The 23,646-nt window shown below is 71.5% G+C and carries 18 protein-coding genes; 9 read left to right on the plus strand and 9 right to left on the minus strand.

Going from position 1 to position 23,646, the window contains the following annotated elements; all coding sequences use genetic code 11:
- Window positions 1-233: 233 nt before the first annotated feature.
- Window positions 234-1,313 carry an inositol-3-phosphate synthase gene (locus tag FB467_RS02435; protein ID WP_141783679.1) on the minus strand — a complete coding sequence of 360 codons (1,080 nt, stop codon included), beginning with the start codon at window positions 1,311-1,313 and terminating at the stop codon, window positions 234-236.
- 3 nt (window positions 1,314-1,316) lie between these two features.
- A complete protein-coding gene (locus FB467_RS02440) occupies window positions 1,317-1,919 on the minus strand; it encodes a PadR family transcriptional regulator (RefSeq protein WP_141783680.1) in 603 nt (200 codons plus the stop codon).
- A gap of 113 nt (window positions 1,920-2,032) precedes the next feature.
- On the opposite strand from FB467_RS02440, the gene FB467_RS02445 reads away from it, so the two are divergent.
- Complete coding sequence (locus FB467_RS02445; protein ID WP_141783681.1) at window positions 2,033-4,273, plus strand: transglycosylase domain-containing protein; 2,241 nt, start codon at window positions 2,033-2,035, stop codon at window positions 4,271-4,273.
- A 10-nt stretch (window positions 4,274-4,283) separates the two neighbouring features.
- Complete coding sequence (locus tag FB467_RS02450; RefSeq protein ID WP_141783682.1) at window positions 4,284-5,633, plus strand: hypothetical protein; 1,350 nt, start codon at window positions 4,284-4,286, stop codon at window positions 5,631-5,633.
- Here the strand turns inward: FB467_RS02450 and FB467_RS02455 are convergent.
- From FB467_RS02455 to FB467_RS02470, 4 genes are read right to left on the minus strand one after another with little or no spacing between them, the layout of a single operon-like run.
- Window positions 5,558-7,672, minus strand: a complete 2,115-nt coding sequence (locus FB467_RS02455) for an acyltransferase family protein (RefSeq protein ID WP_170230527.1) — start codon at window positions 7,670-7,672, stop codon at window positions 5,558-5,560. The two genes, FB467_RS02450 and FB467_RS02455, sit on opposite strands and share 76 nt — an antisense overlap.
- Entirely contained in the window at window positions 7,669-8,190 is a 522-nt protein-coding gene (locus FB467_RS02460; RefSeq protein ID WP_141783684.1) for a hypothetical protein, read from the minus strand. Before FB467_RS02460 ends, FB467_RS02455 begins: the two co-directional genes overlap by 4 nt.
- A gap of 30 nt (window positions 8,191-8,220) precedes the next feature.
- Window positions 8,221-9,192, minus strand: coding sequence for a quinone oxidoreductase family protein (locus FB467_RS02465; RefSeq protein WP_141783685.1), 972 nt, complete (start codon window positions 9,190-9,192; stop codon window positions 8,221-8,223).
- 30 nt (window positions 9,193-9,222) lie between these two features.
- Window positions 9,223-10,746 carry a CCA tRNA nucleotidyltransferase gene (locus FB467_RS02470; RefSeq protein WP_141783686.1) on the minus strand — a complete coding sequence of 508 codons (1,524 nt, stop codon included), beginning with the start codon at window positions 10,744-10,746 and terminating at the stop codon, window positions 9,223-9,225.
- Window positions 10,747-10,820: 74 nt separating this feature from the next.
- Here FB467_RS02470 and FB467_RS02475 point away from each other — a divergent pair, with 74 nt between their 5' ends.
- The 7 genes from FB467_RS02475 to trxA all read left to right on the plus strand — a co-directional run bounded on the left by FB467_RS02475 (window position 10,821) and on the right by trxA (window position 20,537).
- Window positions 10,821-11,303, plus strand: a complete 483-nt coding sequence (locus tag FB467_RS02475; protein ID WP_141783687.1) for an NUDIX hydrolase — start codon at window positions 10,821-10,823, stop codon at window positions 11,301-11,303.
- 16 nt (window positions 11,304-11,319) lie between these two features.
- Window positions 11,320-13,857, plus strand: coding sequence for a DUF6049 family protein (locus FB467_RS02480; protein ID WP_141783688.1), 2,538 nt, complete (start codon window positions 11,320-11,322; stop codon window positions 13,855-13,857).
- On the plus strand, window positions 13,858-17,478 hold the full coding sequence (murJ, locus tag FB467_RS02485; RefSeq protein WP_141783689.1) for a murein biosynthesis integral membrane protein MurJ: 3,621 nt from the start codon (window positions 13,858-13,860) through the stop codon (window positions 17,476-17,478).
- A 13-nt stretch (window positions 17,479-17,491) separates the two neighbouring features.
- Window positions 17,492-18,025, plus strand: coding sequence for an RNA polymerase sigma factor SigM (sigM, locus tag FB467_RS02490; protein WP_141786429.1), 534 nt, complete (start codon window positions 17,492-17,494; stop codon window positions 18,023-18,025).
- A gap of 130 nt (window positions 18,026-18,155) precedes the next feature.
- A complete protein-coding gene (locus FB467_RS02495; protein WP_141783690.1) occupies window positions 18,156-19,013 on the plus strand; it encodes a hypothetical protein in 858 nt (285 codons plus the stop codon).
- Window positions 19,014-19,140: 127 nt separating this feature from the next.
- Window positions 19,141-20,139, plus strand: coding sequence for a thioredoxin-disulfide reductase (gene trxB / locus FB467_RS02500; protein ID WP_228393456.1), 999 nt, complete (start codon window positions 19,141-19,143; stop codon window positions 20,137-20,139).
- A 71-nt stretch (window positions 20,140-20,210) separates the two neighbouring features.
- Complete coding sequence (trxA, locus tag FB467_RS02505) at window positions 20,211-20,537, plus strand: thioredoxin (protein ID WP_141783691.1); 327 nt, start codon at window positions 20,211-20,213, stop codon at window positions 20,535-20,537.
- Between the two features lie 103 nt (window positions 20,538-20,640).
- Here the strand turns inward: trxA and FB467_RS02510 are convergent, their stop codons facing one another.
- From FB467_RS02510 to rsmG, 3 genes are all read right to left on the minus strand, one after another.
- Window positions 20,641-21,690 carry a ParB/RepB/Spo0J family partition protein gene (locus FB467_RS02510; protein ID WP_141783692.1) on the minus strand — a complete coding sequence of 350 codons (1,050 nt, stop codon included), beginning with the start codon at window positions 21,688-21,690 and terminating at the stop codon, window positions 20,641-20,643.
- Window positions 21,687-22,616: a ParA family protein gene (locus tag FB467_RS02515; RefSeq protein ID WP_280525424.1), complete on the minus strand. Its 930-nt coding sequence runs from the start codon at window positions 22,614-22,616 to the stop codon at window positions 21,687-21,689. The genes FB467_RS02510 and FB467_RS02515 overlap by 4 nt, the downstream gene beginning before the upstream one ends.
- 253 nt (window positions 22,617-22,869) lie before the next feature.
- Window positions 22,870-23,625: a 16S rRNA (guanine(527)-N(7))-methyltransferase RsmG gene (gene rsmG, locus FB467_RS02520; protein WP_141783694.1), complete on the minus strand. Its 756-nt coding sequence runs from the start codon at window positions 23,623-23,625 to the stop codon at window positions 22,870-22,872.
- Between the last annotated feature and the right edge of the window lie 21 nt (window positions 23,626-23,646).

The raw sequence follows: 23,646 nt of genomic DNA on the forward strand, positions 1-23,646 counted from the left end.
GTCAATGGTGTTGGTGGGGTTCTTGTGCAGCGGCCCCGACACTACCGACCAACACCTAGGCTCCGAGCCTGGTAGAAGTAATATCTTCATTATCACAATTATGTCATTCTCAAAGTCCCACAAGGCTTCTCACCAGGTCTTTCGCCTCCCCCACCGAGGGACCGGACCGCAGACGACACTGACCCGCCGCCGGTGAACGGCGACGGGTCAGCGGGGGTGCGGTGGGGGTCAGGTCAGCGCTCGACCTCACCACGGATGAACGCCTCGACCTGGGCGCGGCCCTGGTCGTCCGGCAGCTGCTGCGGCGGGGACTTCATCAGGTAGGAGGAGGCCGACAGGATGGGGCCGCCGACGCCGCGGTCCTTGGCGATCTTCGCCGCGCGGAGAGCGTCGATGATGATGCCGGCGGAGTTCGGGGAGTCCCAGACCTCCAGCTTGTACTCCAGATTTAGCGGCACGTCGCCGAAGGCACGGCCCTCGAGGCGGACGTAGGCCCACTTGCGGTCGTCCAGCCACTGCACGTAGTCGGACGGGCCGATGTGCACGTTGCGGGCGCCGAGGTCGTGGCTGATGTTGGAGGTGACCGCCTGGGTCTTGGACACCTTCTTGGACTCCAGCCGCTCCCGCTCGAGCATGTTCTTGAAGTCCATGTTGCCGCCGACGTTCAGCTGGTAGGTGCGGTCCAGCACGACGCCTCGGTCCTCGAACAGCTTGGCCATCACGCGGTGCGTGATGGTCGCGCCGACCTGGGACTTGATGTCGTCACCGATGATCGGCACACCGGCGTCGGTGAACTTCTGCGCCCACTCCGGGTCGGAGGCGATGAACACCGGGAGGGCGTTGACGAAGGCGACGTTCGCGTCGATCGCGCACTGGGCGTAGAACTTGTCGGCCGCCTCCGAGCCCACAGGCAGGTAGGAGACGAGGACGTCGACCTCGGCCTCCCGCAGCGCCCGCACCACGTCGACCGGCTCGGCGTCGGCCTCCTCGATCGTCTCTTTGTAGTAGCGGCCCAGCCCGTCCAGGGTGTGGCCCCGCTGGACGAGGACGCCGGTGGGCGGCACGTCCGCGATCTTGATGGTGTTGTTCTCGCTGGCGTTGATCGCCTCGGCCAGGTCGAAACCGACCTTCTTGGCATCCACGTCGAAGGCGGCCACGAACTCGACGTCGCTGACGTGGTAGGGGCCGAACTGGACGTGCATGAGGCCGGGGACCTGCGCGGTCGCGTCGGCCGCACGGTAGTACTCGACACCCTGCACCAGCGAGCTGGCGCAGTTGCCGACGCCGACGATTGCGACGCGTACAGAACCCATGGGTTACTCCTTGTGATCGGTGATGTTGTCCAACCGGGACGGGGCGGTACGGAAGTGCGCCGAGCGCTCGGACTCGATGAGCCCGGCGAGCCAGCGCACCTCACGCTCGGCCGATTCGAGGCCGTGGCGGTGCAGCTCGGCGGTGTAGGCATCGCCGCCGGGGCTGCCGGAGTCGCGGATGGTGGCCAACCGCTCCTCCAACCGGCTGCGCCGCCCCTCCAGGATGCGCAGTCGGACGTCTGAGTTGGTGCGGCCGAAGAAGGCGAAGTGGACGTCGAACGTCCCGTCCTCCCACGCCGCGGGGCCGGCCTGCTCCAGGAGCCGGCCGAAGCGTTCCTTGCCCTCCGCAGTCAGCTCGTAGGTGATCCGGTTGCGTCGACCGGCCGGGATGGTGCTGCCCGGGCGACGCAGCGAGGTGTCCTCCATGGCGTGGATCCAGCCGTGGTGCACGAGCTCGCGCAACCGCGGGTAGAGGGTGCCGTAGGAGAGGGTCCGCACCGTCCCCATCACCAGGTGAAGCTGCTTGCGGAGTTCGTATCCGTGCATGGGGGAGTCGTGCAGCAGGCCGAGGATGGCCAACTCCAACATCTCCGTGCGCCTACTCACGCACACTCCTCACAGCAGTCCGATACGTCGCCTCAATATATCGCACCGATATAGCGCCGCGAACCAACACGCCGTAACGACGCACCCACAGGCAGAGGCGGCATGATGGTCGCGTGACCGGACGATCGGAGAAGCCGAAGTCGGCCGACGGGCCCCGGGCCGGGAGCCGCAGCGCCCGCAAGAAGGGAAGACGCCGCAGGCCCGGTTGGCAGCGCGTGCTGTTCGGCCTCTTCTGGGTCGGCTTCACCGTGGTGGTGGTCGGCTTCCTCGCCACCCTGCTGCTGTACTCCCGCACCGACATCCCGGCCCCGAACGAGTTCGCCGAGTCGCAGAGCTCGATCATCTACTACGCCGACGGCGAGACCGAACTGGCCCGGTTCACCGGCGGGCACAACCGGGAGCTGGTCACCCTGGACCGCATCCCGGAGACCGCCCAGCACGCCATGATCGCCGCGGAGGACCGCAACTTCTACGAGAACCAGGGGGTCTCGATCACCGGCACGGCCCGGGCGCTGTGGAACAACCTGACCTCGGACACCACGTCCGGTGGCTCGACGATCACCCAGCAGTACGTCAAGAACTACTTCCTCACCTCCGAGCAGACCTACACCCGCAAGGTGGAGGAGGCGATGATCGCGATCAAGATCGACCGCCAGCTGTCCAAGGACGAGATCCTGGAGAACTACCTCAACGTCATCTACTACGGCCGGGGCGCCTACGGCATCCAGACCGCCTCGCAGGCCTACTTCGGCAAGAACGTCGAGGACCTCACGGTCGCCGAGGGGGCATTCCTGGCCGCCGTCACCAACGCACCCTCGCTGTTCGACCCGGCCTACGCCGAGGGCAACCAGGAGCGGGCCGAGCAACGCTTCGCCTACGTCATCGACGGCATGGTGCAGGAGGGCTGGTTGTCCGCCCAGGAGGCCGCCGGGGTGACCTTCCCCGAGCTCAAGGACCCGGAGGAGACCACCGCCAACACCGGCGTGGAGGGCTACATCGCCGACGAGGTGCGCCAGGAGCTGGTGCAGCGGCTGGACATCGCCGACGACGACATCGACCGGGGCGGTCTGCGGATCGTCACCACGATCGACCAGGGACACCAGGAGGCGGCCGAGGAGGCGGTGGAGTCGCTGCTCCCGGAGGGCGAGGACCTGCACGTCGGGCTGGTGGCGATGCGCCCGGGGGACGGCGCGATCACCGCGATGTACGGTGGGTCCGACTACGCCGAGCGCCAGCTCAACGACGCGACCGGGGCGAACCTGCAGGCCGGGTCGCTGTTCAAGGTCTTCACCCTGCTCGGCGCGCTCGACGAGGACGTGAGCACCCGCACCACCTTCGACGGCTACACCCCGCAGTACTTCACCATCGAGGGCCAGGCCGAGCCCTACGAGGTCAACAACTTCCGGAACCAACAGTTCGGCCGGATCGACCTGGTGACCGCGACCGCCTACTCGGTCAACACGGTGTATGTCGCGCTCAACCAACAGATCGGTCCGGCGGCGACCCGCGACGCGGCGATCACCGCGGGCCTGCCCGAGGACACCCCGGGGCTGGACGCCTCGTTGTCCAACGTGCTGGGGCCGGCGTCGCCGACCGTCGTGCAGATGGCCGAGGCATACTCCACGATCGCCGCCGAGGGGGAGCACGCCGACGGCTACCTCGTGGAGTCGGTGACCAGCACCAACGGCGACTACGACTACGAGGTCGACGTCGAGACCACCCGGGCCTTCGACCCGGACGTCACCGCCGATGCGATCGACGCGATGACCCACGTGGTCACGGAGGGCTCCGGGACCGCCGCGGGAGACCTCGGACGCCCCGCGGCGGGCAAGTCCGGCACGAGTGAGAACAACCGTTCCGCCTGGTTCAACGGGTTCGTCCCGCAACTAACGGCCACGGTCGGCATGTACAAGGGCGACGGCACCGAGGAGATGCACGACATCGCCGGCCTCGACCAGATCACCGGCGGCACCTTCCCCGCGCAGATCTGGGGCGAGTTCATGCGCCTGGCGATGGACGGGGAGCCGGTCGAGGAGTTCCCGGAGCGCGCCGGCGTGGGGGACGACACGATGTGGACCCGCACGCCGACGCCGACCACCGAGGACGAGGCGACGACGACCACGGAGACCGAGACGGAGACCGAGACCGAGACGGAAACCGAGACGGAGACGGAGACCGACACCGAGACGACCACCTCGGACGATCCCACCACCACCTCGCCGACCAGCACGGATCCCCCCACCACGACGACACCCCCCGAGCCCACCGACCCGGAGCCGACGGACGAGCCCACCTTCACCGGGCCCCCGGTCTCCGAGCCCCCGGACGGGACCGCCGACGCGGGCCAGGACTAACCTCCTGCCCATGCCCGCACCCCCGTATGCCGTGCCCTCGCGGCGCGACCGGGTGGTCGCCCTCGCCTCGGGGATCATCGGCGGCCCGGCGGGGCGGTATGCCGTGATCGGCGGCCGCGGCCTCGCCGGGGTCGTGGCCGCGGTCATCGCGTGGGCGGCGGCGATGATCGCCCTCGGCGTCTGGCAGAAGGGTCACTGCCTCACCAAGGGCTGGGTCAACCCGGACCAGTTCTGGCGGGCCTGCTACTCCGACCTCCCGGTGCTGCACGTCACCACGGGTCTGGCCGGACGGCAGTTCCCGCTCACCGACCCACCGCTGGACCAGCCGCTGGGCTCCGCCCTCGTCATGTGGCTGGTCAGCCTGGTCACCCCGCAGGCGGGGACCGGGGTCGGTGCCCAGCAGTGGGTGCTGGGGATCTGGGCGGTCCTGGCGGTACTGCTGCTCGCGGCCGGCGGGCTGGCGGTGGTCGCGCTGCGGCCGCGCCGCCCCTGGCAGGCAGCGCACCTCACGGCGAGCCCGGCCCTGGTGGTCCTGGCCCTGGTCTCGGTGGACCTGGCCGGCGTGGCCCTGGCGCTGGTGGCGTTGTGGGCCTGGAAGCGTCGCACACCCGGGTGGGCCGGCGCACTGTTCGCCCTCGCGCTGCTGGTCCGCCCGTATGCCGTGGTCTTCCTCGTGGCGGCCGCCCTGGTCGGCTGGCGGGAGGACCGGCGGCCGGACGTGGCCCGGATGCTGGGCGGCGCCCTGCTGACCGTCTTCGTCCTGGGGGCATCGCTCTACGTGCTGTTCGGCGACAGCGTCCTGCTGCCGCTGCGGAGCTGGTGGCTGTCGGCTCCGGGCTACGGCGCACTGGCCCTGGTCCCCCAGCTGCACCAGCACCCGCTGCTCCCCGGTGTGGCGACCGGAGTCGCGGTGGCCGGCTTCCTGCTGGCCCCGGTGCTGGGTGCCTATCTGGGCCGGCACCGGCGCCGCCCGGGCATCGCCCAGCTCGCGGCCCCCATGCTGCTGGTGCTCTTCCTCACCGCCAAGGCGGTGCCGGTGCAGGCCGGGTTGTGGGTGCTCCCGGTGCTGGCGCTATCGGCCATCCGCTGGCGGGACCACCTGATCTGGGCGGGCGCGGAGATCCTGCACTTCGTCATGGTGTGGCTGCACATCGGCTTCGCGTCCGACCCGGGCAAGGGGTTGCCCGGGAGCACCTACTCGTTGTTCATCCTGCTGCGGATGGCCGCCCTGGCGTGGGTCTGCTACCAGGTCTGGGAGTCCCGGCCCGCTCGGACCCGGCACCGTCACCGGGTCCCGGTGGACTCCTCCACGAGCGGCACCAGGGCATCCTCCAGCGCGGGGGTCAGGCTCGAGACGTAGGTGTTGCTCAGGTGGTTGGAGTCGCGGAAGACCGCTACGCCACCGATCACCGCGGGACACCGGTCGCCGGGGCAGATGTAGTCGGTGAGGTCGATGAGCGGCACCTCCGGGCGGAGCTCGATCAGCTCGGCCTGGCCCCTCCCCGACTGCTCCAGCGCCTGCTCCCGCGGGAAGGCGCACGCCGTCATCCGGGTCGGGTGGGCCAGTACGCAGTCGGCCATGTTCTCCTGCGGCCGCGGGGTGTCCCGCAGCACCACGAACGGGATCTCCTGCTCGGCCAGGAAGTCGGCGCCGCGCGCCATCGCCACGGCGAGCTCGGCCCCGTCCATCGGGTAGCGGGCGTTCGAGGCCAGGACCAGGTCGGGCTGCAGCTCCTCGATCCGGTCCTGGACGCCCTCGTTCCACTGCGTGCACTGCCAGTAGGTGCCCGACTCACCGGCCCGGGTGAACTCCAGCCCGGGCGCGAACGGGCAGGAGGACTTCATCATCGTCACCACCCGCCAGCCGTGCGTGTGGCCCAGCGAGTCCAGCGCCGGGTTCCACTGGCCGGCGTGGGAGTCGCCCACGACGACCACCAGGGTGTCGGCGTCCGGGTCGCCGGCGAGGCACTCGCCGACCTCGACGTCCAACAGGTCGGCGTTGCAGCCCTGGGGGATGAACGCCGGCTGGTCGGCCGCCACCGCATCCAGCGGCGGGTTGGTGGGCCCGGGGTCGTCGACCGGCTTCCCCTCCGGGGATGCCGTGGGGTCCGCCCCGAGCAGCATCGCCCCGAACGGGTCGCGCTGGGTCTGCACCACGGGCGACACCGCCCAGGTCGGCTCCTCCTGCGGCGGCACCGGCCAGGTGGCCAGCTGCAGGGTCAGCCCGGCGACCACCCCGACCAGGGAACAGTTCAGTCCGAGCCGGAGCGAGCGGGCCGTCCACCTGCCGCGGTCCAGTCCCACGCCCGCCAGCCGGACCGGCTCCTCGACATACTTCCAGGACAGCCAGGCGGGGACCACCGAGACGGCGACCGCCAGCAACCCGTAGCGGATCCGCACGTCGTGCCCGGTGCCGAAGAGTTCCAGCGCGACGACCACGAACGGCCAGTGCCACAGGTAGAGGCTGTAGGAGATCCGCCCGGTGAACTGCATCGGGGCCGGTGCGAGGACGGCTACCGGCCCGGTCGGTCCGGCCGCGGGGCCGGCGACCAGGATCAGCGCGGCGCCGACCGTCGGCAGCAGGGCGTGCCACCCGGGGAACGGCGTGGCCGAGGAGAAGGTGGCGATCGACCAGAGGACCAGGGCCAGGCCGATCCAGCCGGCCGTGGCGGCGAGGGCCGGTCGCAGCCGGGGCCAGAGACCCGCTCCCAGCGCGACGAACCCACCGAGCGCGAGCTCCCAGGCCCGGGTGTGGGTGACGAAGTACGCCGAGGCCGAGCTGGTCGCGGTGAGGTGCACCGAGAGGGCGAGCGACACGGCGAAGACGAGCACCGTGAGCGCCCAGGCGTAGCCCCGCACCCGGTCGGCGCGGCCACGCCTGCGGGCGAGCGCCACGAGGGCGAGGAGGAGCAGCGGCCAGACCAGGTAGAACTGTTCCTCCACGGCGAGTGACCAGAAGTGCTGGAGCGGGCTGGGGGCCTCCTCCTGGGCCAGATAGTCGACCGACCCCCCGGCCAGGGTCCAGTTCACGACGTAGGCGGCGCTGGCGACGATGTCGGCGCCGATCTGCCCCCACCGCCCCGAGGGCAGCAGCGTCAGGGTCAACAGCGCGGTGCCGAGCAGCGCACTCAGCGCGGCGGGCAGCAACCGCCTGGCCCTGCGGGCGTAGAAGCGGGACAGCGCGATGGTGCCCTCCCGCTCCGCCTCGCCCACCAGGATGGTGGTCATCAGATAGCCGGAGATGACGAAGAAGACGTCGACGCCGACATACCCGCCGGGCAGCCAGGGCAGTCCCGCGTGCCAGAGCAGGACGGCCAGCACCGAGATGGCGCGCAGTCCCTCGATGTCCTTGCGGAACCGGGACCGGTGGCTGGTCGCCGCCGCGGCGCCCCCCGTCACCGGCGGACGACCCGTCGCTGCCGGGCCGCGCCGAGCAGGGTGGTGCCGAGGAAGGCCACCACCCACGCCGCGATGGCGCCCCCGAGGAGGAGCAGGGCCGGGCGGGGGCCGTCCGGCACGGTCGGGACCTCGGAGAAGCCGGCGACCGAGACGCCGCCGCCGTCCTCGGCGACCGTGGCCGCCGTGCCGTCGGCGACTGCCGAGGCGAAGCGCGGGTCGGGATGGCTCGCCTCTACCAGGACGCGGCTGTCACCGGCCCCGTCCTCGGGTCCGGACAGCACCGCTGCCTCCACCGCTACCTGGTCCGTCAGCGGGGCATCGGCCCGCATCCCCGCGAGCACCCCCTCGACCAGTGCTGGGTCCTCGACCCGGTCGACGACGTGGGTTGCGGGGGTGCCCTCAGCGACCTCCAGGGTCGCCGAGGCCTGGTAGGTCACCGTACGCAGGACGAGCGCGGCCCCCACCACCACGAGGAGGACCAGGAACGGGGTGAACCACGGCCAGCGTCGGGTCGGCACCGCACCAGCATGCCACCCGGCGGCGCCGGATCAGGGCACGAGCACCAACTTGCCGGTTGTCGTCCCGGACTCCAGGTCGGTCTGCGCCCGGGCGGCCTCGGCGAGCGGATAGCGCTGCCCGACCCGGATGTCGAGGCTGCCGTCGGCGACCGCGCCGAGCACCGCCGCGGCCCGCTCCTCCAGCTCGGCCCGGTCCAGCAGGTAGTGGGCCAGGGAGGGGCGAGTAAGGAAGAGCGAGCCCTTGGCGTTGAGCACCTGCGGGTCGAGCGGCGGCACCGGGCCGCTGGCGCCGCCGAAGAGCACCATGGTCCCCCGCGGCCGCAGCGAGTCCAGCGATCCGTCGAAGGTGGTCTTGCCGATCCCGTCGTAGACGACGTCGACCCCAGCCCCGTCGGTGAGCCGCCGGACCTCGGCCGCCACGTCGGCGTCGCGGTAGAAGATGATCTCGTCGGCCCCGGCGGCACGGGCCAGCTCGGCCTTCTCCTCGGTGGAGGTGGTGCCGATGACCCGCACCCCCTTGGCGGACAGCAACTGGCACAGCAGCAGGCCGACCCCGCCCGCGGCGGCATGGACCAGGGCGGTGTGCCCGTCGGCGGCCGGGAAGGTGTCGGTCACCAGGTAGTGGGCGGTCATCCCCTGCAGCATGGCCGCGGCCGCGAGCTCGAGGTCCACCCCGTCGGGGACGGGCACGACCCGCTCCGCCGGGAGCACGGCCGACTCGGTGTACCCGGTGCCCGGCACCATCGCCCACGCCACGCGGTCGCCCACGGCGACGTCGGTGACGCCCTCACCCACGGCCGAGACGGTGCCCGCGCCCTCCGACCCGGACACGAACGGGGTCTGCATCGGGTAGGTACCGGACCGCTGGTAGATGTCGATGAAGTTGACGCCCGCCGCGGCCAGCTCGACCCGGACCTGCCCGGGACCGGGCTCGGCCGGCTCGAACTCCTGCAGGACCAGGTTCTCCGGTCCACCCTGCTCGGTCACCACGATCTGGCGCACGTCACCACATCCTCTGCCTCGGGGCTGTCGTCAGGCGCCATTGTCGCCCGCCCGGTCGGCGGGTCGGGACCCGGCCCCGGGCATACCGTCGTCGGTCGACTCCGGCTGCTCCTCCCACCAGCGGCGCAGCTCGGACTCGGCGGCCTCCCGGCCGATGGGGCCCTGGTCGAGCCGGACCGCCAGCAGGTGCTTGTAGGCACGGCCCAGCACCGGGCCGGGCGGGATCCCGAGGACCTCGGCGATCTCGTTGCCGTTGAGCTCGGGACGGACGGCCGCCAGCTCCTCCTGCTCCCGGAGCCGGTCGATCCGCTCCTCGAGGCCGTCGTAGCTGCGGGCCAGCCGCTCGGCCTTGCGGCGGTTGCGGGTGGTGCAGTCGGACCGGGTCAGCTTGTGCAGCCGCCCCAGCAGCGGCCCGGCGTCGGTGATGTAGCGGCGGACCGCGGAGTCGGTCCACTCCCCCGTGCCGTAGCCGTGGAACCGCAGGTGCAGCTCGACCAGTCGGGTGACCGCCTTCACGGTGTCCTTGTCGTAGCGCAACGCACGCAGCCGGGCCCGCGCCAGCTTGGCACCGACGACCTCGTGGTGGTGGAAGCTCACCCCGCCCCCGGGCTCGAACCGACGCGTCGCGGGCTTGCCGATGTCGTGCAGCAGGGCCGCCAGCCGCAGCACCAGGTCGGGTCCGGGCACCGCGTCCGGGCCGTCGGCACCGGGCGGGTCCTCCAGGTCGATCGCCTGCTCCAGCACGATCAGGGAGTGCTCGTAGACGTCCTTGTGGCGGTGGTGCTCGTCCAGCTCGAGCTTGAGCGCCGGCAGCTCCGGCAGCACCCGGTCGGCCAGACCGGTCGCGACCATGACCTCCAGCCCGGCGCGGGGGTGGGCCCCGAGCAGCAACCTGCTCAGCTCGTCCCGGACCCGCTCGGCGGAGACGATGTCCAGCCGCCCGGCCATCTCGGTCATCGCGGTCTGCACGGCGGGATCGAGGACGAAGCCCAGCTGGGACACGAACCGGGCCGCACGCATCATCCGCAGCGGGTCGTCGGAGAAGCTGATCTCCGGGGTGTGCGGGGTGCGCAGCACGCCCTCGGCGAGGTCGGCCAGGCCGTCGTGCGGGTCGGTGAACTCCACCTGCGGCAGCCGCAACGCCATCGCGTTGACCGTGAAGTCGCGGCGGACCAGGTCGTCGGTGAGGTTGTCGCCGAAGGCGACGACGGGCTTGCGCGACTCCGGGTCGTAGGCGTCGGCCCGGAAGGTGGTGACCTCCACCACCAGGTCCCCGCGCCGACCGCCGATCGTGCCGAAGTCCCGGCCAACGTCCCACAGGTGGTCGACCCAGCCGGTGAGTACCTGCTCGATCTGCTCGGGACGGGCCGAGGTGGTGAAGTCCAGGTCCGGGGACTGCCGGCTCAGGAAGGCGTCCCGCACGGGGCCGCCGACGAGCGCCAACTCGTGGCCCGCGGCCGCGAACCTCTCGCCCAGCTCGGTCAGGACGGGCAGCACCGGCGCCAGGTGGCGCACGGCGCGGGCGAGCAGCTCGGGCGAAGAGGTGGTGGACACGATGGTCAAGGGTATGCCGTGTGGCTGGCCCGGCCTCCCAGGACCGCGGGACCGGGCTGGCTAGAGTGAGGAGGATGACCACGTCGCAGCGGCCCGGCCGCTGGCAGCACAGGCTGCCGGCGGTGCAGGAGACGTCCGCGGGCGGGGTGGTCATCGACGTCCACGAGGGTCGGGCCCGGATCGCGATCATCGCCCGCCGCAACCGGGCGGGACGGATCGAGTGGTGCCTCCCGAAGGGCCACGTCGAGCCTGGCGAGACCCTGGAACAGACCGCGGAGCGCGAGGTCGCCGAGGAGACCGGCATCATTGGCCGTGTGCTGGTGACCCTGGGGACCGTCGAGTACTGGTTCTCCACCCCGGAGCACCGGATCCACAAGATGGTGCATCACTACCTGCTCGAGGCGACCGGGGGCGAGCTCACCGTCGACGGCGATCCGGACCAGGAGGCCATCGACGCGGTCTGGTACCCGCTGGACAGCGTCCACGAGCAGCTCACCTTCCCCAACGAGCGACGGATCGCCCAGGTGGCCTGGCAACGCCTGGCCGGGACCGCCTGACCGCGGACACCCTCCCGTGACCACCCCTTCCCCGGCCGCCGGACCGGCCCGCCGCGGTCCCGCCCTGACCTCGCTGCTGGTGCTGGTCACGGTGCTGGCCGTCGTGTGGTCGGCCCTGGCCGTCGCACCGGCGCCGGCACGGGCGGTTCCACCCGATGGCGTCCCGATCGAGGTCGCGCTGGACGCGATTGACCCGGCCGTGGCCGGCCCCGACACCGAGCTCACCGTCACCGGCACGATCCGCAACGTGACCGAGCAGCCGGTGCGCGTGGACACGGTGCGGGTCAGCACGGCATACCGGGGCCTGGACACCCCGACCGCCGTTGCCGGGTGGGCCGACGGCGATCTCGGGGAGTCCGTCGACACCCCCCTGGTGGTCGGGGAAGCAAGGATCGAGGCCGACCTGGCGCCCGGCGCCGTGGTGAACTTCCGGACGGTGGTGGACGAGGAGGCGCTCGCCCCGCCGTTCGGGTTCGCCACCCTGCCACTGCGCGTCGAGGCGGTCGCCGGCACCGGGGAGGACGGTGCGCCGGCGACCGGGGAGGTGGTCGGCGGGCTGCGGAGCTTCCTGCCCTGGGACGCCCAGACCGGCGAGGAATACCGCCCGATCCGGGTGTCCTGGCTGGTGCCGGTCACCCTGCCCCCGACGCCCGACCTGCTGTCCTCCGATGCCGCGACTCGCGAGGCCGCCTGGACCGCCGCCACGGGCCCCGACTCGGCGACCCGCCGCCTGCTCTCCGAGCTGGCCGGCACCGCGGTCACCTTCCTGGTCGACCCGGCCCTGGTGTCCCCTCCCGCACCCGTCCCGACCCTCGCCCCGCCCGAGGACACCGGCGAGGGGACCGAGGAGGAGCCCCCGGGCGAGACGACCGGCCCCTCGGCGACTGAGTCACCGACGACCGAGTCCCCGACGACCGAGTCCCCGACGACTGAGCCGTCGGCAACCGGACCATCGGCGACCGGGTCCCCCACCGCAGCAGGGCAGGCCACCGACCCGGCCGCCACCCAGCCCCCGGGGGACGGTGCCCCTGCCACCGAGACAGGACCCGACACGGACCCTCCCGCCGAGGACGACGACACCACCACCGAGGCTCCGGGGACCGCCCCTGAGGTCCCGGGGACCCCCGAGGACGGGGCCGGACTCCGGCGGGCGATCGGCGAGGTCGACCCGGACCGGCTGTGGTGGCTCCCGGCCGGTGACCTCGACCTGGTGGCGCTGCTCGACCTGGGCATGACCCCGGAGGAGATCGCGCCGTTGTCCCGCCGCAGCAACCCCCCGGCGGACGGTGCGGCCGAGCTGCTGGCCACCGGTCGGCACAACATCGCCTGGCCCGCCCTCGACACGGTGACCGAGGACACCCTCGCCGCCCTGTCCGCGGTCTGGGCGTCCGCCACCTCCGAGGGGGGTACGCCGGAGGAGACCGCGCCGTTGGCCGGCGCGGTGGTCCCGGGGAGCTCGGTCACGGGCGACCGGGCGTTGCTCGGTGACGCCGTCTCGGTGCATCCCGACGGGACCGCCCTGCTCGGCTTCGACGAGCGGCTCAGCGCGATGGTGGCCGGTGTCGACTCCGCGGACGGCTCGGGCGTGGTCAGCCAGCGGTTGATCGCCGAGCTGCTGGCGCTCTACCAGGAACAACCGGCCGCCGAGCGCAGCCTGCTGATCGCGCTGCCCCGCAACCACGGCGTGTCCCCGGAGGCGTTGGGCGCCCTCTACGGAGCCACCGCCGACCTGCCCTGGGCGCAGGCCGTGCCGCTGCAGGACCTGGTAGAGGACGCCGGGTCGCAGGACGGGCAGACCCGGCTCGTGCCCGCGGCTCCCGACGGCGAGGGCACGACGGAGGAGGACCCGGGCGCCTACCCGAGCACCCCGTCCAGTCCATTGACCACCGCCCGGATCGACCTCGTGGAAGAGACGCGGGCCACCCTGGCCGGCGTCGGCGAGGTGGTGCCGGAGGGTGTGGCGGGGGCACGGAGCTGGGACGGCGTGCTGGACCAGCTCTACTCGGTCCGCTGGCGGTTCAACGAGGGCGGGTGGACCGAGCCGCTGCTGGCCGCACAGGCGCTCTCCACGGAGATCGTCGACGGCATCCACGTGAACCCGACCACGATCAACTTCCTCGCCGACGAAGGCCTCATCCAGATCACCGTGGTCAACGAGCTGCCGGTCACTGTCAGCGACCTCACCCTGACCGTGCGACCCCGCAACCCGAGGCTACGGATCGTGGAGCAGCCCGAACCGATCCAGATCGGGCCCTCCAGCCGCGCAACGGTGCAGTTCCGGGCCCGCGCGCTCGCGTCGGGCGAGGTCGAGGTGGAGACCGAACTGAGCACGCCGAGCGGGACCATGCTGGCCGACCAACAGCTGATGCGCGTCAACGTGCGGCCGACCGGGGTATGGATCTATTGGGTTTTGGGCGGCGTAGCAGGGATCATTCTGGTGCTGGGTGTTTGGCGTGCGCTGCGTCCGCGGCGGTCGGGCGCCCAGGGGGCGGCGACGCCGCAGACGACTGATGGGGACGGCGATGGCACGGACGAACGCAGCACGGAGCACTGAGTGAGCAACGACCCGACACCGGGCAGGGACACCCCGCCCCCGACCGGGGAGCCTGCCCCCCAGACGGGGGGGCACAGCTCGGCCTCGCTGGCCCGGCACAGCGCGGTCATGGCCTCCGGGACACTGGTCTCGCGGGTCCTGGGCCTGATCCGGGTGGCGCTCCTCGCGGGCGCCATCGGTCTGCTGGGACCGGCCGGCAACGCCTGGCAGACCGCCAACACGCTGCCCAACACGATCTACATCCTGTTGGCCGGCGGGGTGCTCAACGTGGTCCTGGTGCCCCAACTGACCCGGGCCGCGACCCTGGGGGCCAAGGGCCAGGACCTCACCGACCGGCTGATCACCCTGATGCTGGTGGCCCTGATCGGGATCACGGTCGTGGTCACCGCTGGCGCCGCAGTGCTCACCAAGTTCTACGCCTGGTCGTGGAGCGGCGACCAGTTGGCGCTGTCGGTCGCCTTCGCCTACCTCTGCCTGCCCCAGGTGCTGTTCTACGGCCTCTACACCTTGCTCGGCCAGATCCTGAGCTCCCAGGAGCGGTTCGGCTGGTTCATGTGGGCCCCGGTCGTCAACAACGTGGTGGCGATCGCCGGCCTGGTGGTCTTCACGATGCTCTACCCGGAGGCCCGGAACACCCCGCCCGGGGAGTGGACGTCCTCGATGATCTGGTGGCTCGGCGGCACCGCCACCCTGGGGGTCGTCTGCCAGGCCGCGGTGCTGGTGCAACCGGTCCGCGCCAGCGGGTTCCGCTACCGCCCCCGGTGGGGCTTCCGCGGGGTCGGGCTCGGAGCGACCTCCCGCCTGGCACTGTGGACCCTCGCGGTGATCGCGGTCTCCCAGCTCGGCATGTGGCTGACCACCAACGTGCTCAACTGGGTGAGCAACCAGGGCGACGACGTGCCCGGCAAGATCATCTACGAGAACGCCTTCCTGTTCTTCATGCTGCCGCACTCGCTCGTGACGTTGTCCCTGGTCACCGCCATGTTCACGCAGATGTCCCGGTCCGCCGCCGTGGACGACGTCCCCGCCCTGCGGCTGCAGTACGCCCACGGGCTGCGGTTGCTCGGCGCGGTCATCATCCCGATCTCCGTGGCGATGTTCCTGCTGGCCCCGGCGATGACCGGGGTGCTGCTGTTCCGCAACGAGCCCGCCGAGACGATCGCCACTGCATACGTGACGATGAGCCTGCTGGTGGGCCTGCCCCCGTATGCCGTGTACATCCTGTCCACCCGGATCTTCCACTCCTACCAGGACGGCAGGACCCCGTTCGACCTGCAGATCGCGATCAGTGTCGTGGCGATCGCCGGCACCCTGCTCGCGCTCACCGTCCCCGCGACCTGGGCGGCCGTGGTGATCGGGTTGGGGCAGAGCCTGGGCCAGGCGGCCGCCGCCGTCCTCGGGGTGCGCTGGGTGCGCCGGCGTCTGGGCACCGCCCCGTTGGGCCGGGTCCGGACCACCTACCTGTCCGCCATGATCGCCGCGGCGGTCGCCGCGGTCCCCACCCTGCTGGTCATCTGGGGTGGCTCCATGGCGTTGGACGGCGTGCTCCGGCACGTCGTCGTGCTGGGGGTCGGGGGCCTGCTCTACTTCGGCTGCTACGCCCTGGTCGCGCACCGACTGGGCATCACCGAGCTCGCCGAGGCGGTCGCTCCCCTGCTCCGCAGGTTGGGACGGGGTCGGGGCGGTCCCGCCGCGCCGGACGCGGTGGAGGCGCCCGCGGGACTAGTCTTAGCCGCAAACCCGAACCCGGCAGAGGTGACCGAGCAGGTCGACCCCGCGCCGGACGGCACCTCGGACGCCGCCCCGGCGCCCGACGACCAGTTCCCGACAGACCCTGCCGGGAGTCCGGAACAGCGGAAGGAGCACGGCTTGCGGGGGATCGAGTCCGGCACCGCCCTGGGCGGTCGGTACGTCCTCGAGGAGCTGCTCGCCAGCCGTGGCGACTCCCTCGAGTACTGGTCCGCCCACGACAGCACCCTCGAGCGCCTGGTGGCCGTCACCCTGCTGCCCGCCGACGGTGAGCACGAACAGATGGCCCACGCCGTGCTCGACGGTGCCCGCCGCACCGCCGGGGTGGATGACTCCCGCCTCGTCCGGGTGCTCGACGTCGGCCTGGACGACGGCATGTGCTGGATCGTCGAGGAGGGCCTGGCCGAGTCCGAGTCCCTGGCCTCCCTCGTCGCCAACCGTCCGTTGCCCGCCGAGGAGGCCCGCCGCATCATCGGCGAGGCCGCCAGCGGAATGGAGGCCGCGCGCCGGCGCGGGCTGCACCACCTGTACCTGTCCCCGCACGCCGTCCTGCGCACCCGGGAGGGCGTCATCAAGGTCTCCGGGGTGGCGGTCGCCGCGGCGCTGGAGCAGACCGAGGAGATCCCGGCCGTCGAGGCGTCCCTGATCGACACCGGGGACTTGGTGTCGCTGCTCTACACCGGTCTCACCGGTCGGTGGCCCGGGGAGGACATGGAGGGGCTGCGCAGCGCCCACCGGTCGGACGACGGCTCGCTGCCCGCTCCCTCCGAGGTCGTCGCCGGCGTCCCGGGCGACTTGGACGCCCTGTGCCGCGCCATGCTGGACGCCTCCTACGACCACCGGGAGGGACCGCAGACCCCCGGGGAGCTCGCCCGTCAGCTCTCCCCGTGGGCGACCGAGCCGGTCGCCGCCACGGGCCCGACCGGGCCGGACGCCCCGGTCAGCGGGGGCGGCGCCGAGGCGGCCCTGGTGGGGACGGCGGGTGCGTCCGCCGCTGCCACGGCGGCCCAACCCGGCCCGGTCCATGACGAGACCCCTGCGGGCGGCAACGAACCCGCGGACCCCTCCTACTTCCGGCCCCGCGGTGCCGCGGGCGCTGCCGGCGCCACCGGGCCCGACGCGGACGACCCGGACCCCGACGACGAGGGCTACGACGACTACGACGGCTTCGGCGCCGCGACGGGCCCGGACCGGACGCTGCCGCCGGGGGTCCGCGAGGACCAACCGCCCGGGAGCCAGACCGGCCTGGTCCTGCTGCTCCTGCTCGGGGTGGTCGCCATCGCCGTGGTCGTGGCGGTCAGCGCGTTCAGCGGGTTCTTCTCCGGGGGAGACGACGACCCCTCCCCCGCGGCCCCGACCGCACCTGCCACGTCGACGCCGACGGACGACACGGCCCCGACCACCGAGGAACCGGAGGAGACGACCACCTCCGCCCCGGCCAACGACGAGCCCTACGAGGCCGTCGGCGCGAGCGGGTTCGACCACTTCGGCGGCGACGAGAAGTCCGACCTCGCGCCCGACGCGGTGGACGGCGACGACAGCACGTTCTGGCGTTCGTACTGGTACACCGCCGCCAACTGGGGCAACCTGAAGGACGGTGTCGGTCTGGCCATCGACCTCGGCGAGGAGGTCCCGGTCAGCGAGGTGACGGTGCTCTTCCCCGAGGGCGACTACGGTGCCGAGGTCTTCGTCAACGACGAGCCGACCGACGAGGGTGGCACCAGCCTCGGGTCGGACGACAGCGCGTCGGGGACCTGGGAGCTCACCGCCGACGAGCCGGTGACCGGGCGGTATGTGATCGTCTGGTTCGACCGTGCGTGGACGGGTCCCAACGGCGAGGTGGCGCAGGTCTCCGAGGTTACGGTGCAGTGAGGCCCCTGTGACCATGACCGCCGACATCTCCCAGACGCCGGATGCCGACCTCCTGCAGCTGCACAAGGACGGCGATCCCGACGCCTTCGGTGAGTTGTTCCGCCGCCACAAGGACCGGATGTGGGCCGTGGCGCTGCGCACCACCCGCGACCCCGAACTCGCTGCCGACGCCGTGCAGGACGGGTTCCTCAACGCCTTCCGCCGGGCCGAGTCCTTCCGCGGCGACGCAGCCGTCACCACCTGGCTGCACCGGATCGTGGTCAACGCCTGCCTGGACCGGTTGCGCCGGATCAAGCCGACCGTCGAGCTCGGGGACACCGACGTGGTGGAGACCCGGGACCACCACGCCAGCGTCGAGGTGCGCCTGGACATCCAGGAAGCCCTGGCCAAGCTGCCCGAAGGACAGCGGATGGCACTGGTCCTGGTCGACATGCACGGCATGAGCGTCGCCGAGGCGGCCAGCGTGCTCGACGTCGCCGACGGCACGATCAAGTCGCGGTGCGCCCGCGGACGGGCCGCCATGGCCGAGTTGCTGGGCCTGCCGTGAGCACCTCCACAGGGTCGTCCAGGTCGGTGGCAGGTCGCAGGGAACCCGTCAGGGCAATCAGACGTCATAACCCTGTAGGGCGCATTGCACCCTGCTCCACGATGGACGATCACGCAGGACGGAGGACGCGGTGAGTACCGCAGAACACGACGACGACGCCCAGGTCGAGAACGACCCCACGGGTGTGCGGGCGTTGCTGTCCTCCCTGCCGGACCCCGGTCCCATGCCGGACACCGTGTTCGCCCGGATCAGCGCCAGCCTCCAGGAGGAGCAGGAGCGCCGGGAGCAGCAGTCGGCCTTCGGGCCGACCAGCGGCCCCGACGTCATCTCGCTGGCCGCCGAGCGGCACCGCCGTCGACCGATGCGCACGCTGACCTACCTGGGCGCGGCCGCCGGACTGGCCGTCGTCGCTACGGTCGTCTCCACGCAGGTCTTCGGCCCCGGTGACGGGGGCGGTTCCGGGATCTCGGCAGACGTGGGCAACAGCAACTCGCGAGACCAGGAAGGCGGTGTCCAGGCGGACGTCGGAGCGGCCGACGAGGGTGCAGCCGACGGCAGCACCGCCGCGGAAGGCGACGAGGGGGCCATGGCGGAGCCGCCGCCGCTGGGTGCGGCGGACGAGGACGACGCAGCGGCCCCGACGATGGGGGCTGCCGGGGGGGACCAGGCGGGTAGGGGACTGACCCTGGGCTTCGCCTCCGGCGAGGTCGCCCTGTCCTCGACCGACTTCGCGGCCGACGTCAGCCGCTGGTACTCGGCCTCGCCCGTCACCGAGAGCGGGTCCGCCTCCGTCCTGGCCGGGTGCGCCCAGGCCCTGGGCAACGCAGTGCCGGACGACGCCACGCTGGTGCTCACGGAGGGGTCACTCGACGGGGATCCCGTAGTGTTGGCCCTGCAGACCGAGCCGAACCGGATCGCCTGGGCGCTCGACCCCTCCTGCTCCACCGGCGAGGGTGAGATCCTGCAGGGCCCCTCGGTCATCCCCTGACCCTCCCGGGGAACAACACCGGCGGACACGCTGTTCGGATCAACGTAGGATCTGCGTATCCGAGCACTGCACACGGGCCGTCCCGCGACGGCTCGTGTCGATCGTCAAGAGACCGGGAGTTGACCGCGTGAGCACAGAGCATGTGCAGACCACCTCGGACACCGTGCGCGACGTGATCATCGTGGGGTCCGGCCCCGCGGGATACACGGCCGCCATCTACACGGCCCGGGCCAACCTCGCACCGCTGGTGTTCGAGGGGTCCGTCACGGCCGGCGGTGCCCTGATGAACACCACGGACGTGGAGAACTTCCCCGGCTTCGAGGACGGCATCATGGGTCCGGAGCTGATGTTCGCCATGCGTGGTCAGGCCGAGCGGTTCGGGGCCACCCTGGAGCGCGAGGACGTCGCCGAGCTGGACCTCACCGGCGAGATCAAGCTGGTGACCGACGCGGCCGGCCAGGTCCACCGGGCCCGCACCGTCATCCTGGCGATGGGGTCGGCCTACAAGGAGCTCGGCCTGCCGGACGAGCAGCGCCTCTCCGGCCACGGCGTCTCGTGGTGTGCCACCTGCGACGGCGCGTTCTTCCGGGACCAGGACATCGTCGTCGTCGGCGGGGGCGACTCGGCCATGGAGGAAGCGACCTTCCTGACCCGGTTCGCCAAGTCGGTTACCGTCCTGCACCGTCGAGACTCCCTGCGCGCCAGCAAGATCATGGCCGAACGTGCCGAGGCCGACGACAAGATCAGATTCGCCTGGAACAGCGAGGTCGCGGCCCTGCACGGTGACCCGAAGCTCACCGGCCTGACGGTGCGGGACACCCAGACCGGGCAGACCCGCGACCTGGCCACCACGGGCCTGTTCGTCGCTATCGGGCACGACCCGCGTAGCGAACTCGTCCGCGGACAGGTCGAGACCGACGCCGAGGGCTACGTCCTGGTCCAGGGGCGCACGACCGCCACCAACCTGCCGGGCGTCTTCGCCTGCGGCGACCTCGTCGACCACACCTACCGCCAGGCGATCACCGCCGCGGGCAGTGGCTGCTCGGCCGCCCTCGACGCGGAGCGCTACCTGGCCACGCTCGATGCCCAGCAGCCGGCACTGGCCGCCACAAGCCTGTCCAACTGATCGAATTTACTGAACGACAACAAGATTCACGCCCTTCAGGGCACGACAACAGCAACCGGAAGGATCCCCACATGGCCACCAAGCACACGAACGACGCCGACTTCCAGGCCGACGTCCTCGACCACGACAAGCCCGTCCTCGTGGACTTCTGGGCCCCGTGGTGTGGCCCGTGCAAGATGGTCGCTCCCATCCTGGAGGAGATCTCCGAGGAGCACGGCGACAAGCTGACCATCGTGAAGCTGAACACCGATGAGAACCCCCAGGTGACCGCGCGCTACGGGATCACCGGCATCCCGACCATGAACGTCTACCAGGGCGGCGAGGTCGTGAAGTCCATCACCGGGGCGCTGCCGAAGCAGAAGCTGATCCGTGAGCTGGACCAGTTCCTCGGAGCCTGATCCACAGGTTATCCACACGCTCTGAGCGCGGCCCGCTCCGGTTGTCCACAACCGGAGCGGGCCGTTTGCTGTCCCGCCGCACGCGTTTCACGTGCAACGGCGGTCAGGACGGCTGTGACCCCAACAGGTCCAGGATGCGGTCCAGGTCCTCGATCGAGGCGAACTCCACGGTGACCCGACCCTTGCGTTTGCCCATCGCGATCGATACCCGGGTGTCCAGGCGGTCGGCGAGCCGGGCCGCGGCCTCGTCCAGCTCGGGTCGTGGCTCCCGGCTCCTGGTGGCGCGCCGGGTGGGAGCCTGCTGTTCCCCGAGCAGCACGATCTCCTCCACGGAGCGGACGGAGAGGCCCTCCGCCACGATCCGCTGCGCCAGGCGCTCCATCGCAGCCCCGTCGGGCAGCCCGAGCAACGCGCGGGCGTGACCGGCGCTGAGGACCCCCGAGGCCACCCGGCGCTGCACCAGCGGCGGGAGCTTGAGCAGCCGGATCGTGTTGCTGATCTGCGGGCGGGAGCGGCCGATCCGGCGGGCCAGTTCCTCTTGGGTGCAACCGAAGTCCTCCAGCAGCTGCTGGTAGGCCGCCGCCTCCTCCAGCGGGTTCAGCTGGCTGCGGTGCAGGTTCTCCAGCAGCGCGTCCCGCAGCAGGACATCGTCCCCGGTCTCCCGGATGATGGCCGGGATGGTGGCGGCGCCGGCCATGCGGCTCGCCCGGAGCCGTCGCTCGCCCATGACGAGTTCGTAGCGTTCCTGCCCCTGCTCATCGGCGACCCGACGCACGACGACCGGTTGCAGCACGCCGATCTCCCGGACGCTCTGCTCGAGCTCGGCCAGTTCGTCCTCGTCGAAGACCTGGCGGGGCTGGCGCGGGTTGGCGTCCACCAGGTCCACCGGGATCTCGCGGAACTCGGCACCCGGCACCGGGGCCAGGTCCCCGTCCTGCTGGGCGGGACCCTCTTCCTTCTCCGCCGCCGGCGTCGAGGTGGGTTCCGGCGAAGCGTTGTCCACGGCGGCGCGCTGGTCGGGATCCTCCTGCCGCACAACGCTCGCCCCGTCGGAGTCGCGGGGGAAGAACAAGTCGCTGGGCCGGGCCCCGGTGGGAGCCGGCGGGATCAGCGCCCCGAGCCCCCGCCCCAGGCCACGTCGTCGATCGCTCATGCCGAGTTCCTCTCTTCGCCGGTGTCGGCCAGCTCGGCGGCCGCTTCCAGGTAGCACAGGGCACCGCTGCTCGCGGGGTCGTAGGTGATCACGGTCTCGCCGTGGCTCGGCGCCTCGCTGATCCGCACCGAGCGGGGGATCGAGGTGGCCAGCACCTGCTGCGGGAAGTGCTCCCGCACCTCGTCGGCCACCTGGGCGGACAACTTGGTGCGCGCGTCATACATGGTGAGCAGGATGTTGCTGACCCGAAGTCCGGGGTTCAGGTGCTCCCGGATCATCTCGATGTTGGTGAGCAGTTGGCTCAGTCCCTCGAGGGCGTAGTACTCGCACTGGATCGGGATCAGCACCTCGTCCGCGGCGACGAACGCGTTCACGGTGAGTAGCCCCAGACTGGGCGGACAGTCGATGAAGACGTAGTCGACCCGCTCCGCAGCAGGCAGCGAGTCCAGGTAGGCGTGCAGCGCCTTGCGCAGCCGGGCCTCACGGGCCACCAGCGGCACCAGCTCGATCTCGGCGCCCGCCAGGTCGATCGTGGCGGGTAGGCAACTCACTTGCGGGACAGAAGGACTGACAGTGACGACGTCCTGCATCGGCACCCCGTCGAGCAACACGTCGTAGACCCCGGACGTCCCCGTCGAGTGGGGCACGCCGAGCGCGGTGCTCGCGTTGCCCTGAGGGTCCATGTCGATGACCAGGACCCGCAGGCCGGACTGTCCGAGCGCCGCGGCCAGGTTCACCGCCGACGTCGTCTTGCCGACCCCGCCCTTCTGGTTGGCCACCGTGAAGACGCGGGTGTGACTCGGCCGCGGGACGGTCCGGGTGGACAGGGCCCGACGGCGCCGTCCCTCGTCGGCGAGCGCACGGGCCAGGGGTGAACCCGTCAGGTCGACGGGGTCACCCTGGATCGAGGGGGCCTCCTCCGCCACCTTCTGGGGCGCCGCGGATGTTTCCCGTGAAACATCGGGAGCCGGGACGGGGCTTTCAGTCGGCTCCTGCGTCTCCTTGTCGACCGGTGTTTCACGGGAAACATCGCCAGTAGGGTCCGACGAATGCTGCGGAACGGGCCAGCCGATAGGAGTGGAGTCCGGGGACGTCCTGCCGGGCCACCCGAGGCCTTGGTGGACCTGGACCTCATGGGTGGCGGATAGGTGATGGGTTGTCGAAGTCATCTCCCGCCCATCATCGCCCATCGCCGCCTGACTTCCGGCGTCCGCCACGGCCCTTTCCCTTCCGGTTCTTCCCACCACCGCCCTGGCGGGGCCGGGGCACCGTTTCCCCCACGGTCAGTTCGACTACCCGCGTCGGGGTGTCGACCAGGTCTTCGCCCAGGGTGATGACGCGCGACTGCTGGACTCCGAGGCGCTCCAACAGCGCCAGGTCGGCCGCCAGTTCCTCCGTGGCCGAGGCCCCCTTGAGCGCCAGCACCCTGCCGTGGGGTTCCACCAACGGCAGGCACCAGCCGGCCAACTCACCGAGTTTGGCCACGGCCCGCGCGGTCACCACCGGAGCGCGCAGCCGTCCCCACAGTTCCTGGGCGCGACCACGGTGCACCGAGACGTTGCCGAGTCCCAGCTCTGCGATGGTCCCCTCGAGCCAGGTCGTGCGACGCAGCATCGGCTCCACCAGGGTCACGTCGAGGTCCGGGCGGGCGATCGCCAGCACCAGGCCTGGCAGGCCCGCTCCCGAGCCGACGTCGATGAGTCGCGTCCGGTAGGGCAGCACGGACTCGACCACGGCGCAGTTCACCAGGTGCCGGTCCCACAGACGCGGCGTCTCACGCGGGCCGATGAGTCCGTGGGATACCCCGGAGTCGGCCAGCAGTTCGGCATACCGGACCGCCACGTCGAGGTGGTCCCCGAAGACCGACCGAGCAGCGGTCGGCGGTGCCGGTGCCGGTTCGCGCCGCTGCTGCGCGGCAGGGTCGTCCTCTTTCACGTGGAACGTGCGGTGGCCGGA

This window comes from Ornithinicoccus hortensis, from assembly GCF_006716185.1.
Classification (GTDB): domain Bacteria; phylum Actinomycetota; class Actinomycetes; order Actinomycetales; family Dermatophilaceae; genus Ornithinicoccus; species Ornithinicoccus hortensis.